This window comes from Pseudomonas sp., from assembly GCF_002796985.1.
Lineage (GTDB): Bacteria > Pseudomonadota > Gammaproteobacteria > Pseudomonadales > Pseudomonadaceae > Pseudomonas.
In genome coordinates this window covers 41,138-54,427 of sequence record NZ_PEKX01000006.1, presented here as the reverse complement: position 1 = coordinate 54,427, position 13,290 = coordinate 41,138, and the positions used below count along the sequence as shown (strand labels likewise).

At 66.0% G+C, this 13,290-nt stretch carries 13 protein-coding genes and 2 pseudogenes; 6 read left to right on the top strand and 9 right to left on the bottom strand.

The genetic code is table 11. From position 1 onward, the window contains the following. The first annotated feature begins 42 nt into the window (after window positions 1–42). The gene (locus tag CTR55_RS05115; protein WP_296284470.1) at window positions 43–594 is read left to right on the top strand and encodes a hypothetical protein; all 552 of its coding nucleotides are present in this window, start codon (window positions 43–45) and stop codon (window positions 592–594) included. Here CTR55_RS05115 and CTR55_RS05110 read toward each other — a convergent pair. Beyond that, window positions 591–1,496: a YihY/virulence factor BrkB family protein gene (locus tag CTR55_RS05110; protein WP_296284469.1), complete on the bottom strand. Its 906-nt coding sequence runs from the start codon at window positions 1,494–1,496 to the stop codon at window positions 591–593. The genes CTR55_RS05115 and CTR55_RS05110 overlap by 4 nt on opposite strands. Window positions 1,497–1,650: 154 nt before the next feature. Next, the gene (locus tag CTR55_RS05105; RefSeq protein WP_296284468.1) at window positions 1,651–2,085 is read right to left on the bottom strand and encodes a PGDYG domain-containing protein; all 435 of its coding nucleotides are present in this window, start codon (window positions 2,083–2,085) and stop codon (window positions 1,651–1,653) included. Between the two features lie 231 nt (window positions 2,086–2,316). Between CTR55_RS05105 and CTR55_RS05100 the strand changes: the two genes are divergently transcribed. The 3 genes from CTR55_RS05100 to CTR55_RS05090 all read left to right on the top strand — a co-directional run bounded on the left by CTR55_RS05100 (window position 2,317) and on the right by CTR55_RS05090 (window position 3,168). Then, window positions 2,317–2,754, top strand: a complete 438-nt coding sequence (locus CTR55_RS05100) for a hypothetical protein (protein ID WP_296284467.1) — start codon at window positions 2,317–2,319, stop codon at window positions 2,752–2,754. Between the two features lie 23 nt (window positions 2,755–2,777). Continuing rightward, window positions 2,778–2,966: a hypothetical protein gene (locus CTR55_RS05095; RefSeq protein ID WP_296284466.1), complete on the top strand. Its 189-nt coding sequence runs from the start codon at window positions 2,778–2,780 to the stop codon at window positions 2,964–2,966. A gap of 73 nt (window positions 2,967–3,039) precedes the next feature. After that, window positions 3,040–3,168: a hypothetical protein gene (locus CTR55_RS05090; RefSeq protein ID WP_296284465.1), complete on the top strand. Its 129-nt coding sequence runs from the start codon at window positions 3,040–3,042 to the stop codon at window positions 3,166–3,168. Window positions 3,169–3,732: 564 nt separating this feature from the next. Here the strand turns inward: CTR55_RS05090 and CTR55_RS05085 are convergent. The 5 genes and pseudogenes from CTR55_RS05085 to edd form a co-directional block, all read right to left on the bottom strand. Next, window positions 3,733–4,569 carry a D-hexose-6-phosphate mutarotase gene (locus tag CTR55_RS05085; protein WP_296284464.1) on the bottom strand — a complete coding sequence of 279 codons (837 nt, stop codon included), beginning with the start codon at window positions 4,567–4,569 and terminating at the stop codon, window positions 3,733–3,735. A gap of 344 nt (window positions 4,570–4,913) precedes the next feature. Then, window positions 4,914–5,078, bottom strand: a pseudogene (locus CTR55_RS05080) (carbohydrate porin); the annotation flags it as partial. Window positions 5,079–5,086: 8 nt separating this feature from the next. Continuing rightward, window positions 5,087–5,464, bottom strand: a pseudogene (locus tag CTR55_RS05075) (response regulator); the annotation flags it as partial. A gap of 44 nt (window positions 5,465–5,508) precedes the next feature. Continuing rightward, window positions 5,509–6,507, bottom strand: a complete 999-nt coding sequence (locus CTR55_RS05070; protein WP_296284463.1) for a glucokinase — start codon at window positions 6,505–6,507, stop codon at window positions 5,509–5,511. Window positions 6,508–6,637: 130 nt separating this feature from the next. Beyond that, complete coding sequence (gene edd / locus CTR55_RS05065) at window positions 6,638–8,464, bottom strand: phosphogluconate dehydratase (protein ID WP_296284462.1); 1,827 nt, start codon at window positions 8,462–8,464, stop codon at window positions 6,638–6,640. Between the two features lie 128 nt (window positions 8,465–8,592). Between edd and gap the strand changes: the two genes are divergently transcribed. Beyond that, window positions 8,593–9,597, top strand: a complete 1,005-nt coding sequence (gene gap / locus CTR55_RS05060) for a type I glyceraldehyde-3-phosphate dehydrogenase (RefSeq protein WP_296284461.1) — start codon at window positions 8,593–8,595, stop codon at window positions 9,595–9,597. A 96-nt stretch (window positions 9,598–9,693) separates the two neighbouring features. Here the strand turns inward: gap and CTR55_RS05055 are convergent, their stop codons facing one another. Next, a complete protein-coding gene (locus CTR55_RS05055) occupies window positions 9,694–9,876 on the bottom strand; it encodes a DUF1289 domain-containing protein (protein ID WP_296284460.1) in 183 nt (60 codons plus the stop codon). Window positions 9,877–10,052: 176 nt separating this feature from the next. On the opposite strand from CTR55_RS05055, the gene CTR55_RS05050 reads away from it, so the two are divergent. Beyond that, on the top strand, window positions 10,053–10,847 hold the full coding sequence (locus CTR55_RS05050) for a hypothetical protein (RefSeq protein WP_296284459.1): 795 nt from the start codon (window positions 10,053–10,055) through the stop codon (window positions 10,845–10,847). Window positions 10,848–10,906: 59 nt separating this feature from the next. Here CTR55_RS05050 and bglX read toward each other — a convergent pair whose 3' ends face one another. Next, a complete protein-coding gene (bglX, locus tag CTR55_RS05045; protein WP_296284875.1) occupies window positions 10,907–13,204 on the bottom strand; it encodes a beta-glucosidase BglX in 2,298 nt (765 codons plus the stop codon). Window positions 13,205–13,290 lie beyond the last annotated feature (86 nt).

The following is a 13,290-nucleotide window of genomic DNA, read 5'->3' as shown; positions in this document are numbered from 1 at the left end:
CTGCCCGGTCGCCCCCCTGACACTCGCCCCCGAGGGACTTGCATGGGCAAGCCACACACCCCTTGTATTCTGGCCGCTCTGGCCCTGCCACTGCTGTTGGCCGGCTGCTCCACATCCGCCACCAGCCCCTGCGACGAACCGCTGAGCGGCGAGGCCTGTCGCCAGGAGCGCCTGCTCTACCAGAACGACATGCTGCAGGCGAAAATGCTGATCGCCAGCGGCGACCTGGCCAACTACGAACTGGCCGATGCCCTGCTCAGCCGCGCCCTGGAGAGGGACAAGCGCGGCGAGGCGAGCTTCTACATGGCGCTGCTGAAGATCAAGGAAGGCCCGCAGGTGGACGAAGTGCTGCCGCTGCTGGAGAAGGCCGCCGATGCCGGCCAACCCTACGCCGTGGCGCTGCTCTACAAGATCTGGTCGGAACCCTTCCTGGTGGACCAGGCCAATCCGCAGAAGGCCCAGCGCTACAAAAACGCCTACGGCAGCCTGGATGTCGCCCGGAGCGGCTACCCGTCCTTCGAGAAGGCCACCGCGCTGGTCGACGCCCTGCTCAGCGAGCCGCCCGCCGTCGCAGGCCAATCGGTACGACCCTAACCCTCCTCCGGCGCCGGCGCGGCCGGGTCGAAGGTCTTTTCGCCGGCATCCTTGCCGTGGGGCAGATGGTGCTCGATCACCGCGTTGAGTTCCGCGCCCAGCAGCAGCACCGCCGACGAGATGTAGAAGTACAGCAGCAGCACGATGATCGCCCCGACGCTGCCGTACATGGCGTTGTAGTCGGCGAAGTTCTTCACGTAGTAGCCAAAGCCCAGCGAGGCGGAAATCCACAGCACCACGGCGAGCACCGAGCCGGGGGTGATGAAGCGAAAGCGTTGCTGCACGTTGGGCGTGACGTAGTAGATGATCGCCACCGCCATCATCATCAGCAGCACGATCACCGGCCAGCGCAGGATGCTCCAGAGGATCACCACGAAGTCCTCCAGCCCCACCTTGGCGGCGATCCAGCCCATCACCTGCGGCCCCAGGATCATCAGCGCGGCGATCAGCATCAGCATGGCCACCAGGCCGAAGGTGTAGAACAGCGACAACGGAATGCGCTTCCACGCCGGGCGCCCCTCGCGCACGTCATAGGCGGCGTTGAGGGCGATCATCAGCGAACGCACCGCCGCCGAGGACGACCACAGCGCCACCACGATACCGATGGACAGCAGCCCGCCCTGGCGCTGCTGCAGCTGGTCGATCACCGGATTGACCAGCTCCAGTGCCTGACTCGGCAGCACGTAATTGGCCTGCTGGCGGAGGAAGTCGAAGAACTCGGGCAGGTGCAGGAAACCCAGCAATGCGATGAGGAACAGCAGGAAGGGAAACAGCGAGAACAAGCCCTGGTAGGCCAGCGCGGCGGCATAGGTGGACATCTCGTCATCGAGAAATTCCTTCACCGTCAGGCGGATCAGTTTCCAGGGCCCCAGACTGAGCCCGCGCATGTCCATGAATCGCATCCCGCACCGTCCTCCCGATGAGCGTCCCGCCCGCCGGCGGCTGCAGGGTGGACCCGCGCAACGCCGGCAAAGTTGCAACAAAAGTGCGACGCAGAGCGCCGGCCAGCACAGACCATAGCCGTTGACGGCCGATGGAGGCCAGCGCGGGGAAGGATTACTCGGCCAGGCGATAGACCTTGGCGAAGCGCTCGGCCTTCACCACGCCGTAATCGCCGGGAGCGTACTGCATGACCCAGTCGCCGGCCGCGCCGGTGAGGCGGTCGCTACCCGCCGAGCGCAGCAGGGTGAAGGGCTCGTCCATACGCCGGGCGAGCACCGGGCTGGGGATGTTGCGATAGGCGCCCGGCTCGCCATGGGCGAGCGTCGCCTCGGCAGGCCGGTACTTGGGATCGAAGCGCTCGCGGGAGACGACCCAGCGCTCACCGGTCGCGCCGCTGATGATCGCGTCACCCACGGCGTACCGGTTAGGGCCTTCCAGGCTGATCAACTCTCCCGCTGCGGTGGCGAATTCGACGGTGACGGTTTCGTCCTTTACCACGCGTTGCGCAGCGGAGTCAGTGGTGAGGTCGAGTTGGCTCAGTTCGATCATGACGGGACAGAAACCTGCGGGAAAGTTGGGGGAAAGTTGGGGGAAATGACCGCGCGAAAGCCTACCCGGAAAAGAATGGCCCCGCGAGCGGCCAGCGGCTGACGGTGCTCTACACTCACAGACCATGAGCGCGCCGTCACCGCACGCTTGTCAGTACCCGGCCATACCTTGGCTTCGCACCGACTGAAACCCTCCTTCGCAGCACGCCCATCAGCCGTACAGGAATCCCCCATGCCGTTTGCCCGCCTCGCCCTGCCCTTGCTGTTGCTCGCCAGCCTTGCCGTTCACGCCGAAGATTCCGCCGAAGAGGCGAAATTCCTCAAGGACTCGGTGGACTATTTCGACCAGGTGACCAAAGCCAACCTGCCGCGCCAGGTGGACAAGGTGACTACCCTCAACAGCGTGCAACTCGACCCGGCGAAGAAGATGCTGTATTACCGCTACGGCATCTCCAACCTGAGCCTGGCCAGCATGGACCTGGGCGCCCGCGCCAAGTTCGAGAACGGCCTGAAGAAGCAGCTCGAAGACACCACCTGCCAGCAGACCGAGCTGCTGCAGCGCTTCCGCGAGCACCACCTGAGCGTCACCCACGAATACACCGGCAGCGACGCCAAACCGCTGGCCAGCATCACCATCGACCCGCAGACCCTGAGCTGCTCCAAAACCTGACGCTCTGCCGAAGCCCCGTACCGATGAGCCGTGCCGACTACCACCAGGAACACGCCCAGCGCGCCGAGGCAGAAGCCCGGCGCCTGCTGGCCGAACGCGAACACCTCGGCTCGCGCTGGCTGCCCTGGGTGGCCAGCGAGCTGTACCACCTGAGCCCGCCTCCCTACGCCAACATGGTGCGCCGCGAGCTGGAGCGTCTGACCGCCGGCTGAACGGCCGCCTGCCACGGGACTATGCTGAAGCAGTCAGCTCTCGGCCCGAGGGCGTCTGTCGGAGGACAGGCTCATGAAAGGTCTCGACGCGAAGAAACAAGCGAAGAAGAAGCCGCTGAAAACCGCGCACGAAAAGCGCATGTCCAAGCGGCAGAAGAAAACCGGCAAGTCGCTGCTGGGCACTCCGCAGCAACCGTCCTGAGGGTTCGGCCCTCGTCCTGCGGATGGCCTCGGCGAGGGGCTGTCCGCGCTCATCGTCTCACCCGAAACGACACAGCGCTCCTTGAAGCCTCACGCCAGGGCCTTTCAGAGGAAAGCAGTGCTTGCCGAATCAGCTCCACGCCTGCTTTTCGCAGGAGATTCTTTGTCTACCCCAGCGCCGATCTCGCCGACGGGCCTCCAACGTAGGATGTGGTGGAGCGCAGCGATACCCATGCTGTCGGTGCCCGGAATCGATGGGTATCGCTGCGCTCCACGCCATCCTACGACGTGTTCCTCCTGACGCTTGTGTGAAAGGCGACACCCTTCAATCAAACGCCACAATCGCCTCCAGCTCGTGTAGTGCGTAGGGCGGATAACCCGGAACGGGTTATCCGCCGATGCCACGGCGGCGAATAACGCTGGCGCGTTATGCGTCCTACGGTCTGTAGGAGCGAGCTTGCTCGCGAATGAGCTCGCCGCGTATGACAGGGCCAAGCGGTTCGCGAGCAAGAACTAGGCGTCCCCCTCGCTCCTACAGCCCGGCCCACCGACGGCAATTAACCGATCAGACCAACCCCGCCCGCAGGTTCAGCAGCATCCGCTCACCCTGGGCAAGAATCAGCCCGCCGGCGCGATAGCCGGCAGCGCCGATGCACAGGAAACGCTCCGCCTCGCCCGGCTCCACCTGCTCCACCGCACGGCTGCCGGGGTGCCAGATGACACTACCGGCGCTGGTGTTCTTGTCGATGCGCAGGCGGCGCTGCCAGCCGGCATCTTCCAGCACCAGGGAACCGGTGTTGTAGAGCACCTGCTTGACCGCGCCACGGGGCGCCCAGGTGTTAGGCAGGCCGCTGGCCTTGCCGTCCAGCTCCATTCCGTGGACCACCGAACGACGCAGGGAACCCACGCGCCAGTAAGGCTGCAGGGCAAAGCTGAAGAGGCAGTCGCTGTCATCCTCGTGGTAGCTGGAGAGTTCCATGTCGAGCTCCTGGCCCAGGCGCGCTTCCAGGCGCACATGCCAGTCCTCGATATCCAGCTGCCAGCTGACCACCACTTTCTGGTCGTCCGCCCAGGCGTCGAGCATGCGCCACTCGCGCTGACGCGCCCAGCCGTGCTGCGGCCAGTCGGCTTCCACTGGGTGGCTACCGAACCAAGGCCAGCAAACCGGGATACCACCACGGATCGGCGCCGTGCTCAGGCTCGGCCACTGGCTGGAGCACCACAGCAGCGGGCGCGCGCCGCGTGGCTGGAAGTGCAGCAGTTGCGCGCCCTGGCGGCTGAAGACCGCCTGGCATTGCGGGTGATCGATGAGCAGCAGGTCGCGACGCTGGAAGCGCACCCAGTCGAAGGGGCGCTTGCCCCGCATGGAATGAAAAAAGCGCTGCAGCGGATGCTCGAGCATTATCTGGATGTCCTGATCCAATCCCTGCCCGGACATTCCGGGGCGTGAAGTTCTCTGTAGTTTCACTACATCGTACAGAAAAGGCCGCGATTCTAACCGCAAAGCCTAGTCACGCGCAGCGCTTGCGCCAACGGAAAATAAGATCCTCACGCGCTCCATGTCCGAGCGTTTTCTGCGGATGCAGGAGCGAGCTTGCTTGCGAACAACCCGTGGCACAGGTGCCAAGCGGTTCGCGAGCAAGCTCGCTCCTACAAAAAGCTGTCTCCTCAATCCGCGCACTCGCCCCTTGAAGCTGGCAAAAAAGGCCCGTCACAAGGACAGGCCAGGTTCGCACCAGGGAGCAATCAGAAACTGGACTGGATCTTCAGGCCGGCCACCACGGCGTTGTTGACCTCGTCCACCCCGCCCGGATGGCGGATGTACTGCAGGCTCGGGCGCACGGTGAGCCAATCGGTCGCATGCACGCCGTAGTACAGCTCGGCGTTGTACTCGGCGTCCTGAATGGGCTGGTTCACCCGGCGCTGGCGATGGTGTCGCGATCGAGAATCTGCCGGGGATTGTCGAGGAATACGGCGCCGCTGAGGAAATGCTCCTCGCCATCTTCGTGGAACAGCCGGTGGCTGATGGTATCCAGCCGCCAGTCGTCGAAGGCGATGATCTCGCCACCGCGCACCTGGGTGAACTGCGCGCGGCACAGGCTGAAGCCATCCTCGTCGGGCAGCATCACGTCGAGGATCGCCAGGGCGGCGTCCTCGTTTCACAGCGCGCGGCGGAAGCTCTCGCCATCGGCGACGCTGCGCACCTGGAAGACGGCGCGGCTGAGGTAGGTTTCCAGCAGCTCGCGGATTTCCTGGTCGTCATCCACCAGCAGGATGGAGCGGGCAGGCTGGTTCACTTCGGGCGTCCCTTCTTGTTGTTATTCAGGGGTGGAGCGACAAATCAGCCTTCGTTGCGCAGTGCCTGCTCCAGGGCCACACCGGCACCGAACAGCCCCGGATGATCCGCCGTCATGACCCACACCGGCACCGGATCGAGGTACGGCCCGCTGGTCTTGCCACGGCTGCGGAAGGCCTCGGCGAAGCCGCTGCGCTGGAAGCGTTCGAGGAAGCGCGGGACGATGCCGCCGGTGATGTACACGCCACCCAGCGCGCCGACCGTCAGCACGGCGTTGCCGGCGACCCGCGCCAGCCAGACGAAGAAGTGTTCCAGCACCGCGTCGGCGTAGGTGTCGCCGGCCATGGCGCGCTCGCCGATTTCGGCGGCGCTGGCGCATTTCGGCTCCACGCCATCGAGCTGGCAGCTCATGCGGTAGAGGTTTTCCAGGCCGCTGCCGGAGAGCACGCGCTCGGCCGAGACATGGCCGTACTTCTCGCGCAGCAGTTGCCAGATAGCGAAGTCGCGCTCGGAGGTCACCGGCAGGTCGACGTGGCCGCCTTCGCAGGGCAACACTTCCCAGCCACCGCCCGGCAGCGGCATCAGGCTGCCGACGCCCAGGCCGGTGCCCGGCCCGATGATCAGCCGGGCGCGACCTTCCAGCGCCTGGCCAGGACGCACCTGCACCAGGTGTTCCTCCGACAGCCGCGAAGCGGCCCAGGCCATGGTGCTGAAGTCGTTCACCAGCAGCAGGTGGCTCAGGCCCAGCTCGGCGCGGAAGGCGTCGCGGCGGATCACCCAGTGGTTGTTGGTGAACTTGAAGTCGCCAGCGCCCACCGGCCCTGCACAGGCCAGGCACACGTTGTCGATGGCCGACAGCGGCTGACCGACGCGCTGCAGGTAGTCGCGCACGGCATCTTCCGGGCGCGGGTAATCGGCGCAGGCCAGGACCTGGATGGATTCGAGGACTTCACCGCGCCACAGGGCGAAGCGGGCGTTGGTGCCGCCGATGTCGCCGACCAGGGCGAAACCGTTCGAGGCGTGCTGAGCATTGTTGGAATTCATGGCGAGCTCGGGCCTGGACGTGGGGAAAAAAGCGCTGCGCGAAGTCATGCCGACAGGGGCGGCGCGGTGAGCGCTCCCACGCGGCGGACAGGCAGTCACACCGCGCGGAAGATTCCATCAGGTAGGCGTCTTAGCGCAAGCCGTCGAGCTCGGCGGTGAAGCTGCACGCGCCCTGCTCGGCTGAACTGAAAGCATTGCGCATGAAGGCGAACAGCTCGCGGCCCATGCCGATGTTATCCAGCGCCGGGGTATCGACGAGCGGACGGGCATCCCATTCCGCCGCTTCCACCAGCACGCGCAGTTCGCCGGTGGTGCCATCGACACGCACCACGTCGCCGTCGCGCAGCTTGGCCAACGGGCCGCCGTTGAGTGCTTCGGGGGACACATGGATCGCCGCCGGCACCTTGCCGGAAGCGCCGGACATGCGCCCGTCGGTGACCAGCGCCACCTTGAAGCCACGGTCCTGCAGTACACCGAGGAACGGCGTGAGCTTGTGCAGCTCCGGCATGCCATTGGCGCGCGGGCCCTGGAAGCGCACCACGGCGACCAGGTCACGCTCCAGCTCGCCGGCCTTGAAGGCGGCGGCCAGGCTCGACTGGTCGTGGAAGATACGCACCGGGGCCTCGACGATCTGGTGCTCCAGTGCCACGGCGGACACCTTCATCACGCCGCGACCGAGGTTGCCTTCCATCAGGCGCAGGCCACCTTCGGCGGAGAACGGCTTGTCGATGGGGCGCAGGATGTTCTCGTCCAGGCTCGCCGCCGGGCCTTCGCGCCAGACCAGCTTGCCATCGTCGAGGAAGGGTTCCTGTAGATAGCGGCGCAGGCCCTTGCCGACCACGGTCTGCACGTCTTCATGCAGCAAGCCGCCATCGAGTAGCTGGCGGATGAGGAAGGACATGCCGCCCGCCGCCTGGAAGTGGTTGATGTCGGCCTGACCGTTGGGATAGATGCGCGCCAGCAGTGGCACGACTTCGGAGAGGTCGGCCATGTCCTGCCAGGTCAGCTGGATGCCGGCAGCCTGGGCGATGGCCAGCAGGTGCAGGGTGTGGTTGGTCGAGCCGCCAGTGGCGAGCAGCGCCACCACCGAGTTGACCAGGGCCTTCTCGTCGACGATTTCCGCCATGGGCACGAACTGGCCGTTCTCCGGCGCCAGTCGCGCGGCCTGGCGAGCGGCTTCGCGAGTCAGCTCGTCGCGCAGCGGGGTGTTCGGGTTGACGAAGGAGGCGCCCGGCAGGTGCAGGCCCATCACTTCCACCAGCAGTTGGTTGGTGTTGGCGGTGCCGTAGAAGGTGCAGGTGCCCGGCGCGTGGTAGGAGGCCATCTCCGAGGTCAGCAGTTCCTCGCGGGTGGCCTTGCCTTCGGCGAACAGCTGGCGCACCGCGGCCTTCTCCTTGTTGGAGATGCCGGTGGGCATCGGCCCGGCGGGCACGAACACCACCGGCAGGTGGCCGAAGCGCAGCGAGCCGATCAGCAGGCCGGGAACGATCTTGTCGCACACGCCCAGGCACAGCGCGGCGTCGAACATGTTGTGCGACAGCGCGATGGCGGTGCCCATGGCGATCACGTCGCGGCTGGCCAGGGACAGTTCCATCCCCGGCTCGCCCTGGGTCACGCCGTCGCACATGGCCGGTACGCCGCCAGCGAACTGGCCGACCGAGCCGATCTGCCGCAGGGCGTCCTTGATCAGCTCGGGGAAGCGTTCCAGCGGCTGGTGCGCGGAGAGCATGTCGTTGTAGGCGGAGACGATGGCGACGTTGGCCTGGTTCATCAGCCGCAGCGCCTGTTTGTCGGAATCACCACAAGCCGCGACGCCGTGGGCGAGGTTGCCGCAGGGCAGCGTGCCACGGTGCGGGCCCTTGGTGGCGGCTGCCTTGACCAGGTCGAGGTAGCGCTGGCGGGTGGCCGCGCTGCGGGCCTGGATGCGCTGGGTGACTTCAAGCACACGAGGGTGCATGGCAGCATTCTCCTACCGACTATCGGTTGTTGTTTTTACAACATAATCATCGATTACTGGGCGTTTACTTTTCATCGACAGCGAAATTTAATGGTTTTTACCACAACAAAAGAAAAGAGACGACCTTCATGACTATACGCCTGGCAATCAACGGATTTGGCCGCATCGGTCGGAACGTCCTCCGCGCGCTCTACTCGGGCCCCTACCGCCAGCACCTGAAAGTGGTAGCGATCAACGATCTGGGTGACGCCGCGATCAACGCCCACCTGTTCCAGTACGACAGCGTGCATGGGCGTTTCGCCGGCCACGTCGAGCATGACGCCGAAAGCCTCAGGGTAGAGGGCGACCGCATCGCCGTCACGGCGATCCGCAATCCGGCGGAACTGCCGTGGGAAGCCCTGGGGGTAGACATCGTGCTGGAGTGCACCGGTCTCTTCACCTCCCGCGACAAGGCCGCCGCGCATTTGCAGGCCGGCGCCCGCCAGGTGCTCATCTCCGCTCCCGGTCAGGGCGTGGACGCCACGGTGGTGTTCGGCGTCAATGACAGCATCCTGCGCGCGGAACACCGCATCGTCTCCAACGCTTCCTGCACCACCAACTGCCTGGCGCCAGTGGCCCAGGTGCTGCAGCGCGAGCTGGGCATCGAGCACGGGCTGATGACCACCATCCACGCCTACACCAACGACCAGCACCTCACCGACGTCTACCACAACGACCCGTATCGGGCGCGCTCGGCCACCCAGTCGATGATCCCGACCAAAACCGGCGCCGCCGAAGCGGTGGGCCTGGTGCTGCCGGAGCTGGCCGGCAAGCTGACCGGGCTGGCGGTGCGGGTGCCGGTGATCAACGTATCGCTGGTGGACCTCACCGTGCAGGTCGCCCGCGACACCAGCGCTCAGGAAGTGAATGCACTGCTGGAGCGCGCCAGCGAAGGCTCGGCGATCCTCGGCTTCAACCGCCAGCCGCTGGTCTCGGTGGACTTCAACCACGACCCGCGCTCCGCCATCTTCGACGCCAGCCACACGCGGGTGAATGGCCGGCTGGTGAAGGTGATGGTCTGGTATGACAACGAGTGGGGGTTCTCCAACCGCATGCTGGATACGGCGCGGGCGATGGTTTCGGCGCGGAGTTGAACAGGGTTCGCGAGCAAGCTCGCTCCTACGAAGAGCGCGTCTGCCGCACCTGTAGGAGCGAGCTTGCTCGCGAACATCCACCACGCCGCCGTCTCATCAGCGATAAAGCCTTTTCCCCTGCGCCTCCAGCACCAGCAGGCGCATGTCCGCCTCGGCCAGGATCGCTTCCTGGCCCAGGTGATCGACACGCTTCCACTCTTTGATTTCCTCGCGGCTGCGGCCGCAGCCCAGGCAGATGCCCTGTTCGAACTCGCAGACCTTGATGCACGGACTCTTCACTGACTTCCTCTCGACTCGATGGGTGAACGTCAGTGGGCCTGCACAATGGACACCCGCGCGGTGCCAAGGTCCAACTCGATTTCCCCATCGACGCCATCGAGCCAGGCAATCGAAGCGGGCAATCGAAGGCTGCGCGCCTTGCTAGAATCCGCCCTCCACGCTTTTCGACTGCGCCCATGCTCGCCCTCAAGCTCACCCTGGTTCCGCTGTTCCTGCTGCTGGTATCCCTCTCCGGGCGCTGGTGGGGGCCGACCGTTGCCGGCTGTCTGGCCGCCCTGCCCGCCATCGCCGGTCCCATTCTCTACCTGATGACCGTGGAGCACGGCCGCGACTTCGGCACCCAGGCCGCGTTGCTGGCGCTGGCGGCGATCTTCGCTTCGGAAGCGTTCAACTTCGCCTATGCCTGGCTGTGCCGGAAGCACCGTTGGCCGCTGGCCCTGGGCGGCGCGATGCTCGCCTGGCTGGTGGCCGCCTGGGCATTGACGCAACTTCCCGCTCAACCTATTTCAAGGGCAGCCGTCTGGGCTCTTCTCGCCGCAACACTGGGCGCACTGACCAGCCAGCTGTTCATGCCCCGCGCCGAGCTGCCGGGCACCGTCGCCGCGCTGGGCCGCTTCGAGCTGGGCCTGCGCATGCTCGCCGGTGCGCTGCTGACGCTGGCCGTCACGGCCCTCGCCGGCCGGGCCGGGCCGAGCTGGAGCGGCCTGCTGGCGGTGTTCCCGCTGCTCTCCATCGTGCTCTGCGTTTCGTCGCAGCGGCTGCACGGCGCGGGCTTTGTTATCGCCCTGCTGCGCGGCATGGTCAACGGGCGCCCGGCCTTCGCGGCGTTCTGCCTGTGGCTGGCGCTGCGCCTGCCGGCCAACGACACCCTGCCGAGCTTCGCCGAGGCGGCGCTGCTCGCCGTGCTGGTGCAGGGCGCAGTGCGCTGGCTGATCGGGCTGCGCTCCCGACAACCAGCCAAAGCCGCCTGAAAGTAAAACGCCACGGCTGGATCAGCCGTGGCGTTTTCGTTTGCAGCAGCGAATGACGCTTAGAGCAGCGTGAAGCTCTGCTCCTTCACGTTGTCCGAGTCCAGGCCGACGTAGACCTTGAACTCGCCCGGCTCCGAGGCGTAGCGCAGTTGGCTGTCGTAGAAGCGCAGGTCTTCCTCGCGGATCGGGAACTGCACCACCTTCGACTCGCCCGGCTGCAGGAGGATCTTGCTGAAGCCCTTGAGCTCCTTGACCGGGCGGCTGATGGACGCGGCGACGTCGCGCAGGTAGAGCTGCACGGTGGTTTCGCCGGCGACCTTGCCGGTGTTCTTCACGGTCACGCTGGCGGTCAACTGGTCACCCTTCTTCAGCTTGCTGCCCGACATCTTCACGTCCGAGACGCTGAAGTCGGTGTAGCTCAAGCCGTAGCCGAAGGGGTACAGCGGGCCGTTCTGCGAGTCGAAGTAGCGCGAGGTGTACTTGTTCGGGTGCTCGTGGTCGAACGGGCGGCCGGTGTTCAGGTGGTTGTAGTAGATCGGCACCTGGCCCACCGAACGCGGGAAGGTCATGGTCAGCTTGCCCGACGGGTTGTAGTCGCCGAACAGCACGTCGGCGATGGCGTTGCCGCCTTCGGTGCCGCTGAACCAGGTTTCCAGCACGGCGTCGGCGTTGGCGCTTTCCCAGCGCAGGTCCATCGGCCGGCCGTTCATCAGCACCAGCACCAGCGGCTTGCCGGTCGCCTTGAGGGCCTTGAGCAGCTCGATCTGGCTCTGCGCGATGTGCAGGTTGGTCTTGCTCGACGCTTCGTGGGCCATGCCCTGGGACTCGCCGACCACGGCCACCACCACGTCAGCCTGCTTCGCCTTCGCGACCGCTTCGTCGATCATGGCCTTCGGGCTGCGTGAGTCGACCTTCACGTCCTCGCTGTACTCGTTGAGGTATTTGACGATCTCCGGATCGTCGGTGACGTTGGCGCCCTTGGCGTAGAGCAGCGCCGCATGGCCACGGGTGGCGGCGCCCATGCCTTCGAGCACGGTCACGGCCTGGAAGGCCTTGCCGGCAGCGGACCAGCTGCCCATCACGTCGCGCTTGCTGTCGGCCAGCGGGCCGATCAGGGCGATTACGCCGTCACGCTTGAGCGGCAGCACGCCACCTTCGTTCTTCAGCAGGACCATGCCCTTGCGCGCGATCTCGCGGGCGTCGGCGCGGTGCAGACGCTCCTCGGCGTCGGTGTCGACCGGGTCCTGGCCCTGCAGGTAGCGGTACGGGTCCTGGAACAGGCCCATGTCCCACTTGGCGGCGAGCACGTCGCGGCAGGCACGGTCGATCTCGTCCTGGCTGATCAGCCCGGCCTTGAGCAGCTCGGGCATGTGCTTGCCGTAGAGATCGTCGTTCATGTTCATTTCGACGCCGGCGTTGATCGCCGCCTGGGTGGCGTCGCGCTCGGTGGCGGCCACGCCGTGCTTGATCAGCTCCAGCACCGCGCCGTGGTCGCTCAGGGTCAGGCCCTTGTAGCCCCACTGGCCGCGCAGCAGGTCCTGCAGCAGCCACTTGTTGGCGGTGGCCGGCACGCCGTTGATGCTGTTCAGCGAGACCATCACCGCGCCGGCGCCGGCGTCGATGGCCGCGCGGTACGGCGGCAGGTAGTCCTGGAACATGCGCTGCGGGCTCATGTCCACGGTGTTGTAGTCGCGTCCGCCTTCGCCGGCGCCGTACAGGGCGAAGTGCTTGACCCCGGCCATGATGGTTTCCGGCTGGTTCAGACCCTTGCCCTGGTAGCCCTTGACCACTGCGGCGGCGACCTTGCTGGTCAGCCAGGCGTCCTCACCGAAGCCTTCGGAGACACGGCCCCAGCGCGGGTCGCGGGCGATGTCGACGGTGGGCGAATAGGTCAGGTTGAGGCCGTCGGCGCTGGCCTCGATGGCCGCGACACGGGCGCTGCGCTCGATGGACTCCATGTCCCAGCTCGCCGCCAGGCCCAGACCGATGGGAAACACGGTGCGGTGGCCGTGGACCACGTCATAGGCGAAGAACAGCGGGATCTTCAGCCGGCTCTTCATGGCCGCGTCCTGCAGGTCGCGGATGCCCGGACGGACCACGGTGTTGAACACCGCGCCGGTGGTGCCCTCGGCGATTTCCTTCAGCAGTACCGGCTTGGGATGGTCCGGCCCGACGCTGACCAGGCGCAGCTGGCCGATCTTCTCTTCCAGCGTCATGCGCTGCATCAGGCTGTCGATGAAGGCGTCCTTCGACTGCCCGGCCAGCGGCACGGCGGGTGCGGCGGCAGGCGCCTGGGCGGCGGAAAGCGAAGCGCTGCTCAGGCCCAGCAGGAGGCCGAGCCAGCAGATACGGCTGATTGGAGTTCTTTTCATATGGGTACTCAGCAGCCTGCGCGAGGCGCCAGGCCACTGTGGATTGTTATCGAGAGGCATCGCGGGACGGG

Excerpts from the sequence above, each read along its gene's own strand:
- CTR55_RS05115 (WP_296284470.1), top strand. The coding sequence starts at position 43 with ATGGGCAAGCCACACACCCCTTGTATTCTGGCCGCTCTGGCCCTGCCA.
- CTR55_RS05110 (WP_296284469.1), bottom strand. The coding sequence starts at position 1,496 with ATGCGATTCATGGACATGCGCGGGCTCAGTCTGGGGCCCTGGAAACTG.
- CTR55_RS05105 (WP_296284468.1), bottom strand. The coding sequence starts at position 2,085 with ATGATCGAACTGAGCCAACTCGACCTCACCACTGACTCCGCTGCGCAA.
- CTR55_RS05100 (WP_296284467.1), top strand. The coding sequence starts at position 2,317 with ATGCCGTTTGCCCGCCTCGCCCTGCCCTTGCTGTTGCTCGCCAGCCTT.
- CTR55_RS05095 (WP_296284466.1), top strand. The coding sequence starts at position 2,778 with ATGAGCCGTGCCGACTACCACCAGGAACACGCCCAGCGCGCCGAGGCA.
- CTR55_RS05090 (WP_296284465.1), top strand. The coding sequence starts at position 3,040 with ATGAAAGGTCTCGACGCGAAGAAACAAGCGAAGAAGAAGCCGCTGAAA.
- CTR55_RS05085 (WP_296284464.1), bottom strand. The coding sequence starts at position 4,569 with ATGCTCGAGCATCCGCTGCAGCGCTTTTTTCATTCCATGCGGGGCAAG.
- CTR55_RS05070 (WP_296284463.1), bottom strand. The coding sequence starts at position 6,507 with ATGAATTCCAACAATGCTCAGCACGCCTCGAACGGTTTCGCCCTGGTC.
- edd (WP_296284462.1), bottom strand. The coding sequence starts at position 8,464 with ATGCACCCTCGTGTGCTTGAAGTCACCCAGCGCATCCAGGCCCGCAGC.
- gap (WP_296284461.1), top strand. The coding sequence starts at position 8,593 with ATGACTATACGCCTGGCAATCAACGGATTTGGCCGCATCGGTCGGAAC.
- CTR55_RS05050 (WP_296284459.1), top strand. The coding sequence starts at position 10,053 with ATGCTCGCCCTCAAGCTCACCCTGGTTCCGCTGTTCCTGCTGCTGGTA.